The organism is Flavobacterium sp. FlaQc-28 (assembly GCF_044007415.1).
GTDB lineage: Bacteria > Bacteroidota > Bacteroidia > Flavobacteriales > Flavobacteriaceae > Flavobacterium.
Window position 1 is genome coordinate 492,309 of sequence record NZ_JBIPCM010000002.1, and the last position, 20,448, is coordinate 512,756.

General features: G+C 31.5%; 17 protein-coding genes. 15 read left to right on the top strand and 2 right to left on the bottom strand.

All coding sequences use genetic code 11. The features are described 5' to 3' along the window. The first annotated feature begins 16 nt into the window (after positions 1-16). Positions 17-2,737 carry a DNA gyrase/topoisomerase IV subunit A gene (locus ACHRVL_RS08020; RefSeq protein ID WP_395411708.1) on the top strand — a complete coding sequence of 907 codons (2,721 nt, stop codon included), beginning with the start codon at positions 17-19 and terminating at the stop codon, positions 2,735-2,737. Between the two features lie 65 nt (positions 2,738-2,802). On the opposite strand, the gene ACHRVL_RS08025 is transcribed toward ACHRVL_RS08020, so the two are convergent. Beyond that, positions 2,803-5,259 (bottom strand): AAA family ATPase, encoded by a 2,457-nt coding sequence (locus ACHRVL_RS08025; RefSeq protein ID WP_395411710.1) that lies wholly within the window; start codon positions 5,257-5,259, stop codon positions 2,803-2,805. Between the two features lie 7 nt (positions 5,260-5,266). Further along, positions 5,267-6,319 (bottom strand): PKD domain-containing protein, encoded by a 1,053-nt coding sequence (locus ACHRVL_RS08030; RefSeq protein ID WP_395411711.1) that lies wholly within the window; start codon positions 6,317-6,319, stop codon positions 5,267-5,269. A 215-nt stretch (positions 6,320-6,534) separates the two neighbouring features. Between ACHRVL_RS08030 and ACHRVL_RS08035 the strand changes: the two genes are divergently transcribed. The 14 genes from ACHRVL_RS08035 to ACHRVL_RS08100 all read left to right on the top strand — a co-directional run bounded on the left by ACHRVL_RS08035 (position 6,535) and on the right by ACHRVL_RS08100 (position 20,411). Further along, positions 6,535-7,173, top strand: coding sequence for a C40 family peptidase (locus tag ACHRVL_RS08035; protein WP_395411713.1), 639 nt, complete (start codon positions 6,535-6,537; stop codon positions 7,171-7,173). Continuing rightward, complete coding sequence (locus tag ACHRVL_RS08040; RefSeq protein ID WP_395411714.1) at positions 7,151-8,101, top strand: type VI secretion system baseplate subunit TssG; 951 nt, start codon at positions 7,151-7,153, stop codon at positions 8,099-8,101. Before ACHRVL_RS08035 ends, ACHRVL_RS08040 begins: the two co-directional genes overlap by 23 nt. Positions 8,102-8,103: 2 nt before the next feature. Then, positions 8,104-9,069, top strand: coding sequence for a TssN family type VI secretion system protein (locus ACHRVL_RS08045; RefSeq protein ID WP_395411716.1), 966 nt, complete (start codon positions 8,104-8,106; stop codon positions 9,067-9,069). A gap of 15 nt (positions 9,070-9,084) precedes the next feature. Further along, on the top strand, positions 9,085-10,158 hold the full coding sequence (locus tag ACHRVL_RS08050; RefSeq protein WP_395411718.1) for a LysM peptidoglycan-binding domain-containing protein: 1,074 nt from the start codon (positions 9,085-9,087) through the stop codon (positions 10,156-10,158). Positions 10,159-10,210: 52 nt separating this feature from the next. After that, entirely contained in the window at positions 10,211-10,705 is a 495-nt protein-coding gene (locus ACHRVL_RS08055) for a DUF4280 domain-containing protein (protein WP_395411719.1), read from the top strand. 11 nt (positions 10,706-10,716) lie between these two features. After that, positions 10,717-13,248, top strand: coding sequence for a hypothetical protein (locus tag ACHRVL_RS08060; protein WP_395411720.1), 2,532 nt, complete (start codon positions 10,717-10,719; stop codon positions 13,246-13,248). A gap of 4 nt (positions 13,249-13,252) precedes the next feature. After that, on the top strand, positions 13,253-14,380 hold the full coding sequence (locus tag ACHRVL_RS08065) for an SH3 domain-containing protein (protein WP_395411721.1): 1,128 nt from the start codon (positions 13,253-13,255) through the stop codon (positions 14,378-14,380). 105 nt (positions 14,381-14,485) lie between these two features. After that, the gene (locus ACHRVL_RS08070) at positions 14,486-15,154 is read left to right on the top strand and encodes a hypothetical protein (RefSeq protein ID WP_395411723.1); all 669 of its coding nucleotides are present in this window, start codon (positions 14,486-14,488) and stop codon (positions 15,152-15,154) included. Positions 15,155-15,161: 7 nt separating this feature from the next. After that, positions 15,162-15,752, top strand: coding sequence for a hypothetical protein (locus tag ACHRVL_RS08075; protein WP_395411725.1), 591 nt, complete (start codon positions 15,162-15,164; stop codon positions 15,750-15,752). A 469-nt stretch (positions 15,753-16,221) separates the two neighbouring features. Continuing rightward, a complete protein-coding gene (locus ACHRVL_RS08080; RefSeq protein WP_395411726.1) occupies positions 16,222-17,391 on the top strand; it encodes a hypothetical protein in 1,170 nt (389 codons plus the stop codon). A 21-nt stretch (positions 17,392-17,412) separates the two neighbouring features. Next, positions 17,413-17,925, top strand: coding sequence for a type VI secretion system TssO (gene tssO, locus ACHRVL_RS08085; protein WP_395411728.1), 513 nt, complete (start codon positions 17,413-17,415; stop codon positions 17,923-17,925). Between the two features lie 42 nt (positions 17,926-17,967). Next, positions 17,968-18,417 carry a hypothetical protein gene (locus ACHRVL_RS08090; protein ID WP_395411730.1) on the top strand — a complete coding sequence of 150 codons (450 nt, stop codon included), beginning with the start codon at positions 17,968-17,970 and terminating at the stop codon, positions 18,415-18,417. A gap of 17 nt (positions 18,418-18,434) precedes the next feature. Further along, positions 18,435-19,802, top strand: coding sequence for a DUF5458 family protein (locus ACHRVL_RS08095; protein ID WP_395411732.1), 1,368 nt, complete (start codon positions 18,435-18,437; stop codon positions 19,800-19,802). A gap of 84 nt (positions 19,803-19,886) precedes the next feature. Continuing rightward, a complete protein-coding gene (locus tag ACHRVL_RS08100; RefSeq protein ID WP_395411733.1) occupies positions 19,887-20,411 on the top strand; it encodes a hypothetical protein in 525 nt (174 codons plus the stop codon). The last annotated feature ends 37 nt before the right edge of the window (positions 20,412-20,448 follow it).

Consider the following 20,448-nt stretch of genomic DNA (forward strand, 5'->3'; position numbering starts at 1 on the left):
ATTAGAATATAATTAAATGAAAGACGAAGAAGACGATAACATAATTCCAAACGACGACGAGAATAATCAAGATGAAAACCCGATTGATGACAATCAGGATGGAGATGACGATGAGATTATCGATGTAGATGCTAAGCATTTCGAAGGACAGCATTTTTATGAAAATCAGGAAGAAGAAGGAGAGGACGTTATTACCAAAGTAACGGGAATGTACAAAGACTGGTTTTTGGATTATGCTTCGTATGTAATTCTGGAACGTGCAGTTCCTGCTATCGAGGACGGATTTAAACCAGTTCAGCGTCGTATTATGCACTCTTTAAAAGAGTTGGATGATGGTCGTTATAATAAAGTTGCCAATGTTGTTGGTCACACCATGCAGTATCACCCACACGGAGATGCGAGTATTGGTGACGCCATGGTGCAAATTGGTCAAAAAGATTTATTGATTGATTGCCAGGGAAACTGGGGAAATATTTTAACAGGTGATGGAGCAGCAGCTTCGCGTTATATTGAGGCACGTTTATCAAAATTTGCTTTGGAGGTTTTATACTCTCCAAAAATTACAGATTGGGGAGTTTCGTATGATGGTCGTCGTGCAGAACCAAACAATCTTCCAGTAAAATTCCCATTGCTTTTAGCGCAGGGAGCTGAAGGTATTGCGGTTGGGCTTTCTACAAAAGTACTGCCTCATAACTTCAATGAATTAATTGATGCATCTATCAAAATTCTAAAAGGAAAACCTTTTACATTATATCCTGATTTCATGACACAAGGTATTGCCGACGTGTCGAATTATAATGACGGACTTCGCGGCGGACGTGTGCGTGTGCGTGCTAAAATTTCGCAATTAGACAAAAATACATTGGTGATTACGCAAATTCCGTTTTCAACCAATACATCTAGTTTGATTGACAGTATTTTGAAAGCCAATGATAAAGGTAAAATCAAAATAAAGAAAATTGAAGATAACACTGCAGCTGATGTTGAGATTTTAATTCATCTTTTCCCGGGCGTTTCGCCAGATAAAACAATTGATGCATTATTTGCTTTTACAGCCTGCGAAACTTCTGTAGCACCTTTAGGATGTGTTATTGAAGATAATAAGCCGTTGTTTATTGGAGTTTCTGAAATGTTGAAAATTTCAACACACAGAACAGTTGATTTGCTTCGTCAGGAGTTAGAAATTCAATTAGAAGAATTAAAAAATAAGTGGCATTTCTCTACTTTAGAAAAAATCTTCATTCGTGAAGAAATGTATATTGACTTTAAATTATACGGAGACAGAGAATCACTTTATAAATATTTATACGATCGTTTTGAGCCTTTCAAAAAATCATTTGTCAGAGAAATTACTGATGAAGATTTACAGCGTTTGACTCAAATTCCAATGATTCGTATTACACGTTTCGATTCTGATAAAGCCGATGAATTGATTTCAAGGTTAGAAGAAGAGATGAAAGAAGTAGAGCATAATCTGGAGCATTTAACAGATTTTGCAATTGCTTACTTTACTAAATTAAAAGAGAAATACGGAAAGGGCAGAGAACGTCAAACAGAACTTCGTGTTTTTGATAATGTTGAAGCTACAAAGGTAGTTTTACGTAACACAAAACTATACGTAAACCGTGAAGAAGGTTTCGTAGGAACGAGTTTAAAGAAAGACGAATACGTAGGTGACTGTTCTGATATTGACGATGTCATTGTGTTTTTACGAGACGGAACATTGATGATTACAAAAGTAGATGCCAAAACTTTTATCGGAAAAGATATTATACATGCTGCCGTTTTTGATAAGAGTGATAAACGTACTATTTACAATATGATGTATCGTGATGGAAAATCAGGTCCGTCGTATATCAAACGTTTCAATGTTTCGGGTGTGACGCGTGATAAAGCGTACGATTTAACAAACGGAACAAATGGTTCGCAAGTTGTGTATTTTTCACATAACCCGAACGGAGAAGCTGAGGTTGTAACTATTTTATTGCGTCAAATAGGAACTATTAAAAAACTGAAATTCGATATTGATTTTGCTAAATTGGCAATTAAAGGACGTGGTTCTAAAGGAAATTTAGTGACCAAATATCCAATCAAAAAAATTGAATTAAAGGAAAAAGGGATTTCGACTTTACTGCCAAGAAAAGTTTGGTTTGATGATACTGTTAAACGTTTGAATGTTGATGCTAGAGGAGAATTGCTTGGAGAATTTAAACCAAGTGATAAAATTTTAGTAATCAGTCAGACAGGAAAATTAAAAGTTATTATTCCAGAATTATCTACTCATTTTGAGGAAGATATGATTGTGTTGGAAAAATGGAAACCTAAAAAACCAATTTCGGCGATTTATTACGATGGAGAAAAAGAACGTTATTTCTTAAAACGTTTCTTGGTAGAAAACGAAGGTAAAGAAGAAAGTTTTATTACAGATCATCCAAATTCGCAGTTAGAAATTGTATCAACGGATTATCGTCCTGTAGCGCAATTAGTTTTTGCAAAAGTAAAAGGAGTTCAAAAAGAAGATCTGCATATTGATGTTGAAGATTTTATTGCCGTAAAAGGTTTTAAAGCTTTAGGAAATCAATTAACGGCAGATAAACTAAAACAAGTTAATTTGTTGGATCCGCTTCCTTTTGAAGAACCAGTAGAAGAAGTTCCAGAAAAACCAGAATTGCCAGAAGATGATTCAGTCGAAACAGAATTAGAAGATGATGGCCAGATTGGTTTGATTTTAGAATAAAAAAACAAAAAACGCTAAGATTGATTTCTTAGCGTTTTTTTATATAAAATTGTCGAAGTCTAATTTTAAAGAGAAACGACTTCTTCCTTAATCCATTTTACTTCGTTGTTTTCGATGCTGACAGAAATTGTATCTCCGTCTTGCACTTCACCAGAAATTATTTTTTTTGCTAAAGGTCTTCTTAAATGTGTTCTAATAATACTTTTAATTGGTCTCGCTCCATATTTGGCATTGTAACCATTTTCAGCAAGATAAAGTTTCGCTTCTATCGGAATTTCAACTCTAATATTGATGTTTTTCAGCAAATCCATGAACTCTTTCTTAAGATGAATTTCAAATATTTTCAACGCATTTTCTTTGCTGATAGGCGCAAAAGGTACAATTTCTGTTAAACGTCCCAAAAATTCAGGTCTGAAATAATTTGCCATAATTTCCATTAAAGAACTTGAAGTCGGAATTTCACCATTATTGAAAGTCGTGACAATATGATCTGCACCAATATTCGAGGTAAAAAGAATAATTGCATTCGAGAAATCGCCTTCCTTTCCTAATCGGTCATGGAGTTTTCCTTCATCCATAATTTGAAGAAAAACATCAAAAACTGAAGGATGTGCTTTTTCAATTTCATCAAATAAAACAATGGAATAAGGTTTTTGTCTGATCTTGTTTACTAACAAGCCGCCCTCTTCATAACCAACATATCCAGGAGGTGCACCATAGAGCAGTGCTGCAGAATGTTCTTCTTTAAATTCAGACATATCAAATCGGATAATTGCATTTTCATCTTGAAAAAGGAATTCGGCTAAAGATTTGGCTAATTCTGTTTTTCCTGTTCCGGTTGGACCTAGAAAGAAGAATGATGCAATAGGCTGTCCAGCTTTACTCAATCCTGATCTTGATTCTAAAATTGAACCTGCAACGGTCGAAATACAATGATCCTGACCAATAACTCTTTGGTTTAAGACTTCTTCAATGGTGCTTAGTTTTTGCTTTTCTTCTTCATTTAGTTTGCCTGCGGGAATACCCGTTTTTTGGGCAATGACTAAAGAAAGATCAAATGCTTCAATGTGGCTTCTTTTGTCCAGAGCTCTTATTTCAAGAGTGTTTAAAAGAAGTGTTGTTTGACTAATTAAAGCTGCAGAAGATTCTAATTGTTTTGTTTCATTTTCTTCTTCAGTAATCAATAAAAAGGCGTTTTTTTGTAATATGTCTGCTAAAAACCAGTGACATTCTTTAATTAATTGTTCTTCAGATAAATTGGCATCATTGTTTTTTAAAACAGCTAATTTGTTTTGAAGTGCTCCTTTTTCTTTTAAAAAAGTCTCACCTGAAGTTTTTAAAACCGACATTGTATGATCAATCAAATTAATTGCTGACTCTGGAAGACTTTTTTCTTTTAAATATCTTCTAGATAATCGTATTGATTCTGAAATGGTTTCGCTGTCAATCTGAATTTTATGATGTTCCTGATAAATTTTGATTGATTCACGAATCATTCGAAATAATGTTTCATCATTTGCCTCATCTAGTTTGACAATTTCAAACATACCAGCAAGACCTTGTTCTTTTTCTATTCTTTTTGAAAACTCATCTATCGTCGAGGTTGCAATAATGTTTAAACCTTTTGCCATCTCACTTTTTAAAATGTTGGACACTCCTGAGTCGCCGCCATTTTTATCCAATAAAGTATGAATTTCTTCAATAATAAGAATGGACTTAGGAAACTGCTGTAATTCGTGAATGCAGTTTTTTAAGCGATCCTCAATTTCACCTTTGTATGATGCACCAGCAATTAACGAAGATAAATCTAATTCAAACAGCTGTGTTTTGATTAATATATCAGGAACTTGGTTATCAGTTATATTTTGAATTAAGGTGTCAATTAGAATTGATTTTCCAATACCTCGATCTCCAATTAATAAAACATTTGGCTTGGAGAAGCGGCATAAAATTTCTTTAATGGTATTTAATTCTGATTCACGCCCGATGGCTAAAACTTTATTGTTTCTCTTTTCAGTATTTTTATGAATACAATATTTACTTAAAAAGCCTTTTTTAATTTCTTGTTTCGAGAATGCAGTGTTTTGCGGAATTGTTTCTATTTCTTCCAGCAATTCATTTCGTGATATAGGATAAGTTTTCATTTGATCAAACGAAAAAGCCACACCAGGAGAACTAATAGCTGTAATTATGGCATAAAGACTAATTTCCTCTTCATTCAATGCTATTCTTATTGATTCAGCTTCTTTAATAATTTCGTCAATTAAATCACTAGGTTCTGCATCAAGAACATTTGTTGTTTTTGGTTCTTCTTCTATTCGTACTTCTGCCCATTCGTCAAGATAATATACATCTTTATTCATATTTTCAAGACGTTTCAAAAGTGATAAATCACGAGTTAGAATGGCTTTGAGTAAATGAGGTGCTGAGTAATATTTATTTAAATTGGCTTTAGCAATTTTTTTAGCAATTTCGAGTGCACTTAATAGTTCTGTGCTGAAAACATTTTTTTCTTCTTCCATACCAAAATTAATCTTTAGACCATATCAGATACTTTTTTACTTTGTAACTGATATTTATTCCTTTAATGCAATTTGTCTGTTTATCTTTGTTAAGACGTATTGATTCTATCTTTATTTTTTTTCCTTTTAATGAAGCACATAATTGAGAAAAAGTCAATAAATCTTTATCATTTTTTACGACTGGAACATCCAGATCATCGCATAAAAAATCAGCAAAATCATCTTTTACTTTGCTTCCTTCTGCAACTTTGTTTAATAGGATTTCAAATTGATCTTCAGATATTTTAGGCGCCTTTTTAATTGGTGTAATACTGTCTTTTTGAGTTTTGTTTTTTGGTGCTACAGGAACATATTGCAGCATATCGTCTAGAGGATCTTTCTTTACAGAGCCTCTTGGCAGGCTGAAAGATTCGGCATTTTTTTCATACACATAAGAAGTTACATCCAGTGGATTTGTTTTCTTAATTACTTTAGGATGCACATAAATTACTTTTTTGGCAACCTTGCTGAAATCTCCATTAATAACAAGAGTGATGGTTTTTTCTCCCGGAGTTAAAAAAGTATATACAGGATTAGAAGATGTCTCAATGACTCCTCTTCCTTCACCAAAAACCCATTCCCATGTTTTTGCATTTTCTGAGATAGAATTAAAATAAGTTGCCTGCCCAACTGTAATTACTTTTGAAGTTATAATTTTTGGAGTTCCCAGTTTGTCTAATAAGTATTTATCTGTAAGAACAAGCTCTTTGGTGTGAGTGCATTCTCCATTAATGGTAAGAGTTACAACGTATTTACCCGGCTTTTTATAAGTATGAAAAGTATGTCTTCGGGTATCTGTATTAGAGCCGTCTCCAAAATCCCATTTCCAGGATTTAGCATTGGGTGTTCTGTCATAAAATTCAACAGGTTCTTCACTTTGCGAATGATCAGAGAATATGTAATACTTGACATCATTGCAGTCTACATGTTTAAAAAATTGTATTAGAAAAGATACAATTGCGATAAGAAGAATAATACTAAAAAAAAGTATGATTCTGCTGTCTATTTTTTTAGTGTTCATTTTTAGGCTTGTATGATAAGATTGGCAAAAATAACTTTATTTATTTAATACTATGTGTAAAATCTTATAAAAATTAAAAATAAAATTCTATATTTGTAAATATATACCTATTCTAATGCCATTTGTTAGAAATGAGAAATACCACTTCTATCTCATTTTTTAACTGTGAAGAATCTAATTCAGGCATTTCAATTTCTAATTATTAATACTAAAAAATGAAACAGTTATTTGTTCTGTTGCTTGTTGCTATATGCTTTGGATGTACTGGAAAAAAATATATTTCTCAAATCCCTTTTAAATATGATTACTCACTAGAGTTACTTAAAAAGGAAACCGAAATGGAAGAAACTAGTTTAAAAAATAAAACCGTTGTTAATGATAATTCTGAAAATCTAAGTGATGAAGTTTTATATCTAAAAGAGAAATACTCAATTGTATTGGCAGTTATGCCTAATAGGATTACCAACTATAAACTCTATTCTTATTTTGATCCATGGCTTAATACGCCATATAAGGAAAAGAGTTTTTCTAAAAAAGGAATAGACTGCTCTTATTTTCTTCAATCTCTATATAGTGATGTTTATAAAGTTACACTGCCTAAAGATCCAGCAGGAATGTGGAAATCAAAGTCTATTCAGATTTTTACTGGACGTACATTTTTGGTCGAAGGCGATCTGGTTTTTTTTAGATACGATAAAGATCATCCTATTTCAGATGTGGCTTTGTATCTGCACAATGACAGAATTTTGGCTTGTACAGATAAAGGTTTAGGGATTTACAATTTTAATGATGAATATTTTCAATTGCGATATATAGGAGCAGGGCGAATAAATGAAGATACAAGAAAAAAATAATAAAGATCTTGAAAATATAGTACAGGAAATAGAAAGCATTTCTTATGATATTCGAGCAGAAATTATTGCTAACGAACTAATAGAAAAAGAGGTTATTTCTGCTGATGAAATTACCATTTCAAATCAAGGACAGTTTTCAAGAGCTTACAGAAAAGATGTTTTAGGTGCTGTAATTCAGGACGATAATTATATTAGGCATGATTATGTTACAATGCTTTTATCTCGTGACAGCATGTATGATTCTTTGCCAGAGGGATTTGTACATAGTTTGTCTGAAAACAAAACAGACAAGTCTGTTCGCCAGATGATAAAGGAGCATAAGCATCAGAAAAAACAGGAAAACGAAGCGCGCAGTTTTTTTGATCCTTTTGAAAATGAAATTTTTCATTATCGTACAAAAATTGAAAGTGTTGAGAAAAGCCTTTTATATAAACTAAATGGTAGTAAACCTCTTGATTTTTTCTATGACTTTTGGGGATTATCAAAAAATTATCCTGCCGTTTTGGTCTCAAAGTTCATACAATTGCTGCCTTATGCTTATAAAATTGTAGGTGATATTGATCTGTCCTGTCGCTGTCTGGAGAATATTATCGAAGAAAAAGTAGAATATATAAGTACAAGTTCAAAAGAATACAGCGAAGAAAATGAACAGATTAATTTGGGAGAAAATAGGTTAGGAGTCGATTTTATCTGTGGGAATAAATACATGGATTATTCGATGAACGTAACAATAAAAATTGGTCCAATTATGAATAATTCCTTTGAGAGTTATATACACAACGGATCAATAAAAAGATTTATAGATTGTTTTTATGAGCATTTCTTCCCGATGGAAGTAGAACCAAAAACAGTTTTGATAATGAATCAGGAAACAGAAGAATTTAATTTTAATAAACAGCCTGTGTTAGGGTATACAACACGAATTTAAAAATGGTTAAAAAACATTTATTAGCACTTATTGATGTAAAACTCATCGTCTTTATAGTAGTTGTAATAGCACTTTGTGCTATACTGACATTACTGTTTAGTGATAAAGTAAAAGAATTCGCAGCACAGTATAAAAGAAAGTTTTACATCTATGTTTTTTCTTTTGCACTTGTTTATGCTTTAGTCGCATTTTTAGGATATAATAAACTATTCAATGAACTCTCAGACGAGTTTATGTTTTACCAAATAGCTACTTTATTGTTTGGGATTTTACATGTATGGCTGTATCGCTCGTATTTTAAAGAGTTTAACGCCAGAAGTGTAGCAGTAGAGCTTTTGTTTGCATTATTGGTGGTGCTTTATTCAAGCGTTTTATTTGCGATCATTTATACAGCATTAAACGGGATCGAAATGACATTTATAATGTGTTCCCATTTTATCTTATTTTTTGTTCCTACTGGAGTTTATATTGTTTTTGAATTTATGATGCAGATACCTGCAAGAGAATATGTTACATGGAAAATTCCCGAAAGAAAAAATCCTTTCCCAGAAATTGAAAATGTTCAAATGAAGGATTTATTACTGATAACATTATTAATCCAGAAAAAAGAAAACGACACAAAATATACCTCAATAAGATCAAAAGGACCAGTACGAATTGACTTTGGAGCTTTGTTCTACCATACTGTTTCAGGTTATAATGAACACAATGCCGAAAGTAAAATTGATTTAAAGCAAGGGGGAGAAAATTGCAGCTGGGTATTCTTTTTACAGCCAAAATGGTATCAAGCCGCAAAATATGTAGATGCCAAATACACTTTAGGAATGAATGGTATTACTGAGAACTCAGTTATTATTTGTAAAAGACAAAGAGTGAAAGAAATTACTCAAACAAAAAAAGAAGGAAAAGGTCAAGATTTTATGTTTGAACCTAAGATTGAAAATAAAGAAAAAGAGGTTGAAGTTTAATGTTGCTGAGAAAATATGTATTACGAAGACAAACCTGAAGAATCCCCATATGATAAATTCCGTACTTATAAAATCAAAAAAGGAGATACACTTGCAAGCGTAGCTAGAGATCTTGGTGTTGAGGCCGATGAGCTTAGGTGGTATCATAATATGTATTGTGAGATTCAGGATTTAATAGAAGCTGATTTTAAAAGCTATTCTGAGTTTTTGATTCTGGCTCCAGGAAAATATATTGAAGATCGAAAAGAAAAAGAAGAGAAAAAGGGGCAAAAAGTAACCTTATCGAGTAATCATATATTGCCTTTTGTTGCAGACAGAATTAATAAGGATTATAAAGTTCAGTACACAACTGTCTTTGGGGATCAAGTTGATACTATAGAAATGGAAGTTAGCGTAAAATGGCTAGCAACGGATAAAAACAGTTTTCATTTGTTTGAGATAAATAGAGATGCTATTAAGGTAAATAATGAAGTGTCAGATACCGTAATGGATGAATTGGCGGCAAAAACTGCGAAAGTGCTTTATCCATTAAAAATTGTGGTTGACGACACGGGTAAATGGATTGCTGTTTACAATTATGATGAAATAGATAATCGATGGAAGGATACTAAAGAAGAAGTTCTAGATTATTTTGAAGGTGAGGTTGCAGAAAATTATATTGAACATACAGAATATGCTTTAGAAAATTCTGAAACATTATTTGATTCTCTTGCTTCAGATTATTTTTTAAGGGCTTTTTTTAACGGCATTTACGTTGGTTATACATCAAATTATTCGTTTCAAAACGAAGTCTTTTTTCCATTAGAGAAAGATGAAGAATCGAAGTTTGCAGTAGAGCAAAAGATAGATTCGATTTTAGATGAATCAAATTTGGTAAAAGTAGAACAAAAAGGAGATTATGTAGATTCTGGAGGAGAAGCCAGTTTTGGATTTGACCCGTGGAAAGGAAAATTCAACGCTTCATATTTTCTTGATGAACATAGTTATTGTATCGAAAAGATAAATTTAGAATGCAATATCGAGTATGATGAACCAATAAAAGTGATCATACAAATTGAATCTTTAAAGAATGAAGAAACTCAAAATTAAAGAGTTAAAACAGAGTAGTTAAGTAAATGTAATATTTATAAATGGTAAGGCAATGAGTGAGAAACATATAGTAGTTCAGGGAGCTTCACTAAAATGTAAATTTAGCGTAGAACCAAAAAAAGATATATTAAAAGTAAAATCGCAGGATAAGCATTATGCTAATGATAAAGATGCAGAGAAAAAACTCATTGCTACTGACAAAGAAATTGGACAGACATTAGAGAAGAACACGTTTGGGAAATGCAAAATGCAGCCAAATGGAAGCGGTGATTATCTGCCATGTCAGGCCACAATTACCAAGTGGAGTGCATTTTATGAAAAAGTAACCTTAAGCAATCAGGGAAAAATTCTGCTTGAAGATAGTAAAGGAACCTGCCCAATTGGAGGACCAGATTGTATAGAAATAGATAAGCACGGCCAGAAAGCAGAAGCGAGCAAACAGAATGCGAAAAAGGCTAAACCGCAAGTAAATAACCAGTTAAATCTGCTGGTTAATACATCAAAATTTAAGGAGAGTTTAGAAGAGAGTGATTCTATTTGCAAATAAAATAAAATAGTATGTCAGATTTTAAAATAATTGGAAATCCGGATCCTGTTGTAGGTAAGGAAGAATTCTACTCAGTAAATACTTTTTTACCGAGTATTCTGCCTTTTCAAAATTCAACTTCTAGTAATAGTTTTGAACAGCCTGTAAAATGGGAAATATATATTCTCGAAAACGGAAGATGGCGCAAGACAAAAGAAAATGATAAAACAGGAAAAAGAATCTCTTACACCTTTCTTCAAAAAAGTTTAGAAAGAAAAGGAATCCGTATTCTAGCAAGAAGAGGAGAAGATGTGGCGCGCCTTAATATAACTTCACATCCCGCCGAAAAACCAAAAATTGAAAGCATTGAACTGCTTGATAAAAACGGACAAAAACCAGCAAAACCGCTTTCATACGGACAGACTCTAAAAGCAAGGGTTCACTGTCTTCATATGGAAAAACACAAAGTATCTGTAACCTTGTGGGAAGATGATGCTGCTGGTGCCGGACATAACAAAGCAAATGAAAAGAATCTAATACAAACCCTTTCAGGAGTTGTTAAAAACGGTAAAGCAGATGTTGACTTTTTGCTGAGACCAAGTTTTGCTAAAATAGCCAAGCAAAACGGACCGGAAGAAGGTAAAATTCATGAGTACTATGTTACCGTTGATTTTAACAAAAATAAAATTGCAAGTAACAATGTAAACGTAAATGATGTTGAAGCTCCCGTAGCTCCCTTTAAGGCAAAGACAACACCAAAAGAAGCTGAAAAGCCAACGATTCCTTCCAAGAAAGATTCTCCAAAGCAAGATGCAGCGGGTACTAAAAAAGAAAAGGGGCGAATCAATTCAGTGAATCTTACTGACACAGCTGGCAATAAGATTAAAGGAACATTTAAAGAAAAACAGATTAAAGTCTGGATCAACTCGACGGGATTAAAGGGAAAGGATATTAGCTTAAAACTATATGATGAAGATGTAGCTAGCAACGATTTACTGTTTCAGCAGGAATTTACGCTAAAATCTGATTTGCATGCGATTGTTGTACCTCTAGATACAATTCCTCGAAGCCTTGGAGGAAACTTTTGGACTGAAGGTGCAGAACAGGAGCTGTTTGCAGAAGTTAAAGTATTGCAGACAAATGATCTAAAAAAGAGTGAAGTTGTAGATGTAGATGCTAAAGTTTTTAAACCGGATCCTGTTGAACAAACTAATAAGGTTGCGAAGGTTGGTGGAGAGCAGAAAAAAGAGAAATTTGAAAAAGTTATAGGACTAGGAAAAGAAGCTATTTTATATATAACTAGTGAAATTGCCACCGAAATAAAAGTAGATAGGAATAGGAGAATAGAGTCATATCCTGATTATGGTGGTTTTAATGGGATGAATGAATATAAAGAAGCAGGGAAAATTTATTGCAAAAAATTACCAAATGGTAAAAGTGCATTTCCTTTATATAAAATGTATGTTTATAGAGGAAATAAAACAGGAGAAGCTATAAAAAAACTTAAGCAAGATATAAAATACAAATCTTATGAAAATGCAGAGTCTACTATTTTAACAGTTGCAAGACATACACAATCAAATAATAAGAATTATGTAAGTAAAGGTCCTATTCCTCCTAATAATTTAAATAGTTTATATAGAATAAGATATATGCAAGCTTGGAATCATTCCGGAAAAGAGAGTTTTAGATATAGGTTTGTTGATGATAATGTTTCTAATTTGAGACCTTTAGAAAATTTAAGATTAGAGGTTTCGAGTGGCGCAATGACATTAAAAGGTAGAAGTTCAATTTCTATAGATCCATGGAAATCTAAAGACTTAATAGGTTGTTTAGGAATAAGAAATTCTGATGGAACAAATCATTCTAGTTGCGGAAGTGAAATGGGAGACTTAAGTGCATCAAATTATAAATTTATTTATCACGCTTTAAATAATTACTTAGAAAGTGTTATTCCTGAACTTACAGGAGTATATGGAAGACGAGGGTATTCCAGTAATGAGCGAATTGTAGTAAAAGAGTCTAAATATAAGGAAGAAATAAAAGTTTTTGCTTTGATAGATAATTTACCAGAATTAAACAAAGATGACAAATTATTTAATTTGGAAGATGCTAGAAGAGCTTTAAGATTGATCTATGATAATTATGGTGAAGAAATTGCTAAAAATGTAGAAATGATGTACAGATGGGAATGTTCTCATTTTAAATCAGGACAGTATAAACATTGTGGAGGACCAGGGATGGAAGCAGCAAACAATAATCATCCAACTTATGGTTGGGATGGTGAAGTGTATAATAAATTTCCACAATACACTCCAATTGGGATATGGGAAGAATTTGAAAATGAAGGAATGAGTGGAAGAGGAGGGAATACACAAGTAACTGATTCCAAAAAAAGATATATTAAGTTTCCATCTGTAGAAGCGGGAATGGTTTATGTTGCAGAGTTTTTGGTTAGACATAATGGAAATGTAGGGAGGTGGCATACAAGAGATGTAAGTAGACAATCTAATTATGTGACAATTATTAATACAACAATTCCGAGAATTGTTAATAGTTTTTAGAAATATGAGAAAAATCAATATCGTTTTATATTTATTCATTTTGCTATCGATAATAGCATGTTCAAAAAAAAAGGAATCTAATGAAAATAAAATTTCTTTAACTTCCACCAGACAAGAGTCAGACTGTGAAAAAATTCTTTTTAAGCTTTTTTATACCAGTGATTTTGAAAAAAAAGAAAAGTATGAGGTTAGGATTGATGATATCAGAAATGATACTATTATAATAAAAGCTTTTACCAGAAACAATTTATCAGATAATCCTAAAACTCAAGAAATCGTAGAAAGTGTTGTCGGTTGGTTTATCATTCCTCCAAAAAGGGACGCGCTATATTTATCATTAAATGCTTTAGATCCTATTGAACCTAATTTTAAAAAAATAAAAACTAAACAAGATCATTTTAGTGATTTTTTAAATTGTAATAATCAAAAACAAACAAATGAGATGAAAAATGAAATAAAATTCACTGATTTATTTAATGAAGGTACTAATATTAATTTTGCCCCGAAGGATTTAAATAAGGATACTCCAGAAATTAAAGATTTCAAGAAAAAGCTTGAAATATATTTTGATGAGATTTCTTTACCAGAAGATTTCGATAGTGAAAATTTATCATACTTAGTAAATAATGAAACTTTTTTTGATTTACAATATTATACAAACAGTGCTTGGCTACAGTATTTTATTACTAAATACAAAATAGATGTTACTCTCCTAAATGATTTAATGAGTCAAGCAATAAAGCAAGAGGATTATGATGCTGTTAAAACATTAATAAATAATCATTATGTTGTTTCGGAAATAGATTTACAAATTTCTTCTGAGACTAGACAAGAATCGGAAAATAAAATTAAAGAAAATAAACAAGATGGTTATGAAAGTTATGTTGTTTCAAATTCTAAAATTGATGAAATAATAAATTTGCTTCATAAAAAGTTTAGTTTAAATAAAATAAGTGATTCTGATGGTTTTACAAATTTGAGAAAAGAGAAAAATACATCTTCTGAAATTCTTCAAAAAATTGCTACAGGAACTAAAATTGAAATTTTAGATAATTCGGGAGATTGGTGGTTAGTGCAAACGAAAGAAGGGAAAAAAGGATATGTATATAAAACTAAGATAAAAGCGGAATAATATAATAGCATATATGCTCCTTGACATATTGAAAAGAAAAGCCCCAGCTAGCAAAAGTTGTAGACTTTTGTTAGCTGGGGGAATTAAAAATTATAAAAAATAATTATGAGATGTTTACTATTTATACTGATAACTTTAGTTGCAAGCTGTAATAATAAAAGCGAAAATACATCAAGTGGTAAAAATGAAGTTATTGTTGATGGGCAGGAAAAAAATGAGACTATTCCCTATAAAGAATTTGGGAAATCATCAATTTTAAATATTGAGTTTCCAAAAGAATGGGAAATCAATACCTATGAAGATACGGTTAAAAAAATTAAGAAAGAAGATTTAGATTTTCAAAATAAGTTTGCTGCACTTGATTACTTTAAAGATAAGGGAGGTAAGAATGTGATCGACAAAACTTTTTTTTATAATTATATAAAAAATGATAGTCTTTTAAAATTAAGTAAAATTGAATCGTTTAGTCTCTTAGATTCAATAATAATTAATCAAAAGAAATTATTTTATATTAAGACTTCTTCATCAATTGATAGTCAAGATTATGAAATGCCATTAGTAGTTAGTAAAATTGATTTAGTAATGTTTAATAAAAATGAATTTAATAAATCAGTTAATCTTTTTCTAGAAGTAGATTATCCTTATTCTACAAAGCAAAATATTGGTTATCTGGATAATAATGGTATTGTCTATTATAAGAAATTTAAAATAGATGAAGATAAAACCTATTATTTAGGAATGTCTAAAATAAATCTTAATGAGTATTTCAAATAATTAAAATATGAAAAATAAACTTCCATTTGCTATTTTTTTTGCAATTGTTTTATTTGGTTTTTCTTGTAAAAAAAATCATTCTCTTACGAAAGAGAATGATTTCAGTCAGAAACAGAATTCGGAGATTTTTTTTGGAGATTCAATAATAGGTTTGGGTGAGGAAAAATATTTTAAGGCAATCACTAAACAGAATGGTTCTTCGATACTAGAAAAGCAAAACAATCTATATAAAAGCCGATTTTCATCTTTCGAAAATTCCAATTTAATCAACGGAAAATATCAGTTTGTAAAACAAATTTTAAAAAACAAAAATGATTATAGAATAATTCTATATACTTTATTAAATGATAAAAAGAAGGATTCCATTGAATTTTATAGAAGTACAGTTGATAAACAAATTCCAAATTACACTTGCCTTTCGTATTTGGATGTAAAAAACAATAAAATTTGGCAACTAAAGTATTTTGCAACGGATAATGAAATCATTTTGTACATGAATAACGATGTAAAAAAAGATGGTAGCATAAAAAGGGATTCTCTTTATTTTCTTGATGAATCAAAAGAGGCGAAAATGGATACATATAAACTATTTTGGTAATAATCTCTAAAAGTTAATTATGATAAAGATTCTAAATCGACAAGAAATAATTATACAATAAAAGAGTGTTATTTTTTTAATGAACATTAAGCTCCTTGAAATATTGAAAAGAAAAGCCCCAGCTAGCAAGAATGGGAAAAAGCAATATCTAGCATTTTGAAAAATAAATGAATCCAATGAAAAATATAATTCTAAAAAAGGCTTTTCTTTTTAATACACAACAACGACAACAAAACTTTAAATAATTTATTTAAAAAAACTCTAAGTTTTTAAGATTTAGTTTCTAATTTAAATAAAAAAAGGAAATCCTAGAATAATTTCCTTTCTCATAATACCACTTAAAATAATCCAAAAACAAATAAACACGAATTATTAGCCGATGCTAATAATTACCTAAAAACCTCATGTAATTCAATTGCATGAGGCATTTTGCTATGGAATGAACTTAAAAAAGTATAAAGAATAAATCATGATAGAAAAATTAAATCATTTCCCAGTAAACTGGATAGATGGAATGAAAATCAATAAAAGTCATTTTTTGGCGATGCAGGACAATGTTTCTGAATTGGTCAATGATGCAGTCGGAATTCATACTACGCCTATTAGCTATGGATTGTTAGATTCAGGAAATCACAGTAAAGAATCGACCAAGATTACTTTAGGAATCGACAATCACAAACTTTTGCGTGTACGTGTAGAAGAATGCCATGCTATTACGCCAAACGGTTCCAGAATTGAAATCAGTAAAGCAAACACGGATGCATTAGATCTCCAAGTTCCGTATCCAGAAGATACTTACGAAATAAAAGAAGGAGAACAATTAGAGTTGCTTGCTTGTATTTCAGTTAATTCCAGAAAAAGAATTCCGTTTGGGGAACCCGATCCAGATGAGGTTCCGCCAAGATATCCATTTACACAGCCGGAATACAAGCTCCACTTAATTAAAGCAGAAGAATTCCGTTCAGGAATAGGTTATGGAGGTTTTTATCTGGCAATCGGAAAAATTTTGATTGGCGATACTACAGTTTTGGATGAAAATTATATTCCAGCCTCGGTTACCGTAAGCTGTCATTCAAAACTAACCGATATGCAGGCAGAAATTGCAAGATCATTTGGTCAGATTGAGATTTATTCGGTTCAAATTTCTCAGAAAATTAACCGATTCCAGCAGACAGGTGTTCTGGCTCAAACCGTGATGCAATTGTCGGACAACACGAGTTATTTCTTGGGGAATTGTTTAACACAGTTTCGCTGGTTTTCATTGCATCAGCATCCCGCTTCTATGTTGAGTACGGTTGTTTCGTTTGCCCGAGTGATGAAGAATTTTATCGATTCTAAAGCCGGAGCAGGTAAAGAAGAGCTGCTAAACTATTTCGCCGAATGGTGTGATTTATCTCAAGGAGATTTAGAGGTGCTTTTTACCACCTTGATAAATACAAATTATGATCATGTTCATATCGATAAAACAGCAACATTGACAATTAATTTTCTTTTCAAGATAGAAAAACTGTTCGACACCTTAAGTAAACTGGACTACATCGGAAAGAAAAAAGAAAGCATCGAATTGTTTGTTGCCGAAACAGAGAAAAAAGACATTGTTCACAATCCGAAAAGACATGGTTTTTTCATGAAAGACTAATTAAAAAAGTAAATATAAATTATGGAAGTACTTAATAAAAAAGAACGTCAGAAAGCTTTCTACGCATTTTTAGCTGCATTTATTATCACGTTTATTATAATGTTTTCAGCCTTTGCCTTTAATCTTTATCTGCCCACAGCAGAAAATAAAATATTGAAAGCCGAAAACGAAATGATGAAAAGAGAATATGATTATCAGACCAATTTTTCAATCAAAATTGACAGCGTCAGAATGACAATTGATTCGATCAATTCACCTAAAGTAGACAATGATTTTCAACAGCGTTTGGCAAATGTGATGGTAGCCAATATTTATCAAAAAATCCCAAAAGATTCAACAGATAATAAGAAACTGTACAATAATATCATTTTGGCTTACAAAAATATTATTGATTATAAAAAGCAAATAAGGAGTCTTACGCACAATGCACATTTGATAGACAGTTTAAATCAGTCTGCCAAAACATATAAAGAAGAACTGGAAAAAGTAAGCAGAGATTTAGATGTCTGCCGCCAGATTTATCAGAATCAATAATTAGTAAAGTAAAAAAATAGTAACCATTTAAAATTAGGAATTATGTTATCAAATTATGGAATTGGAGGAAATGAAGTGAAACTGGATGCAGATGAAGCGATCATTGCAATCCCTCAAAACAGAACACTTGTAGCTCAAAAATTAACAGTAGACGCTCCTATAAAACCAGAACTGGTAGAAGGAATAACGAACGTTGAAAAAGCTTTTGAACATTTTAAGCCAGAAGTAAAAGTAAACTTTGAAAATGCTGATGGTGCTACAAAAGTGGAAGCTTTAAAATTTAAAAGTTTAGGAGATTTTGGTGTAAAAGGGATTACAGCACAAAGTAATTTTTTATCTGATCTTGAAACAGAAAAAGATCAATATCAAAAAATCATTCGTCAATTAAAATCAAACAAGATTTTAAAAGCAGCTCTTGAAGATGGAGAGGCTAAAAAAGCTTTATTAGAAAGTCTTGGCTCATTGATTAATGAATTAAAAGAAAATAAATAATTAAAAGATAAAGAAATATGTCAACTAAGCAAGTACATCAAAATAGTGAAGATACAGCGGTTTTAGAACGCAAAGCTTCAGGGAGTTCTATAGAAAAAAATGTAGAAAAGTTAGCCAAATACGGCGGATTTGATTTATTGGAAATGGCCATTGAAGGCGTGCAAAACCTAAATCCTGACAGAAAAGCGAGAAGAAAAATTTTTCTTGGAGAAGTAAACAAAACCAAAGAAAGAGAAACTCTAAAAAAGACTTTAGAGCTATGGTCATCAGTTTTAAGCAATAATGAAGCTTTGACCGATATGGTGGCGCAATGTGAGGATAAATGTAAAGAATCTGAAGCGTTGTTAAAAAAGAACTTAGTAAAAGCGGTTGAAGATACCAGAGAAATCGAAGCGGCTTATAGAACTGTTGCTTTGTTTTTCAAAAATACAGAAACTGATAAAGTTAAAAACATAACAATAGTAAATGCTGATATTGAGCAGCTAAAAGATTTAGACAATACCCGTTTTATAGATGCCATTCATTCAGAATTAGTAGATAATTACGATCGTTTGGATCTTAAAAATAATTATGGGATTCTGGTTATTCCCGGCTATTTAGGTTCTAATAAAGTAATCGAAAAATGGGCAAAAATAGCGCATGAAAACAAAGTAATGCTGGTTACAGATTTTGAACATCTTGACGAACCAGATGATGTAATGGAAATGTTTGATGCTGCTTCATTAACAGGTGGAGATGTATACCGTTCTAACGTTATCATGACTTGTAACTGGCTGGTAGGACGCGGCAGATTTGACCAGATTGGAGAAAATGAAGATTTGCATATTGCACCTTCTGCAGCTTTGGCCGGAAAAATCTATAAAACACTAATGTCTCAGGTTACTGCAGGTAAAAAGTTTGGGGGAATTAATGAAGTAGACGGAGTTAAGTTTGATCTTAAGAAAAGCGAAATTGCCAATCTTGAAAATCTTGGTTTGGTACCAATGGTAAACGAGTATGGAAAAGTAATGGCTTTTTCTGCAAAAACATTATTCAGCGGAGATAATTTAGGTCTTCAAACCTATTCTGTAGTGCGTGTATTTGATTATGTAACAAAAGTATTGATGGATTTCCTTAATCGTCGTGCGTTTGAAAACTTTACAGCCAAAACGCGTAAAGAGATTATGAATCAAATTGTGGCTTTCCTTGATGGAATTACCGGACCAGACAAATTAATTGAAAACTTTGAGATCAGAAGATTTGAACAAGACCCGATTCAGAAAGACAGAATTTATATGGACATTCACATGAAACCATATTTTCCGGCTAAAAATTTCCTTATAAAAATGGACGGTCATAAGGGAGATGACGGAACAGAATGGGATACAGATTACGAACAAAAGTAATCCCTAAATAAAGAAAAAAGGAAACACAGCTTGTGTTTCCTTTTTAATCAAAACATTGATCTTTTGAATTATAAAATCAAATATATGAAAGCACTTCAAATTTTATTTTTGACTGTCTTACTTTCTATTCCATATTTAGTTTCGGCACAAAAAATAAATCCTATAGACACCTTAAATTGCCCAATTTCGCAAAATGAGTTATTGCTTAAAGGGAAAAACTTTGCAAGTGCGCCTCCAATTTTACTGCGTGTTTTTAATGAAAATTTCGAATATTCGGTTTTGCAATTTGGAAAACGAGAGAATAAAATTTATCTCTATTTTAAAATTTTCACAGATAATGTTTGTATAAAACAGAAACAACCATTGGAATTGTATTTTAAAACAGGAGAAATGTATGTGCTGAAAAATTCCTATTCTGTTAATTGTGATGGTACAGCAATAATAGAATTAAGAAGAAGAGATTTTAAGAAATTAATGAATAACAACATTAATTCAATCAAATTTTTTACGCTAAAAAAAGATTATGAGTTTAGTCCAAACAGCAAAGACAATCAAAACATTAAAGAGTATTTGAATGGTTTGAAATTGTATAAAATAAAAAAGCGTTAATCTTTTTTAATTAATAATCCTCGAAAATTTAAAAAAT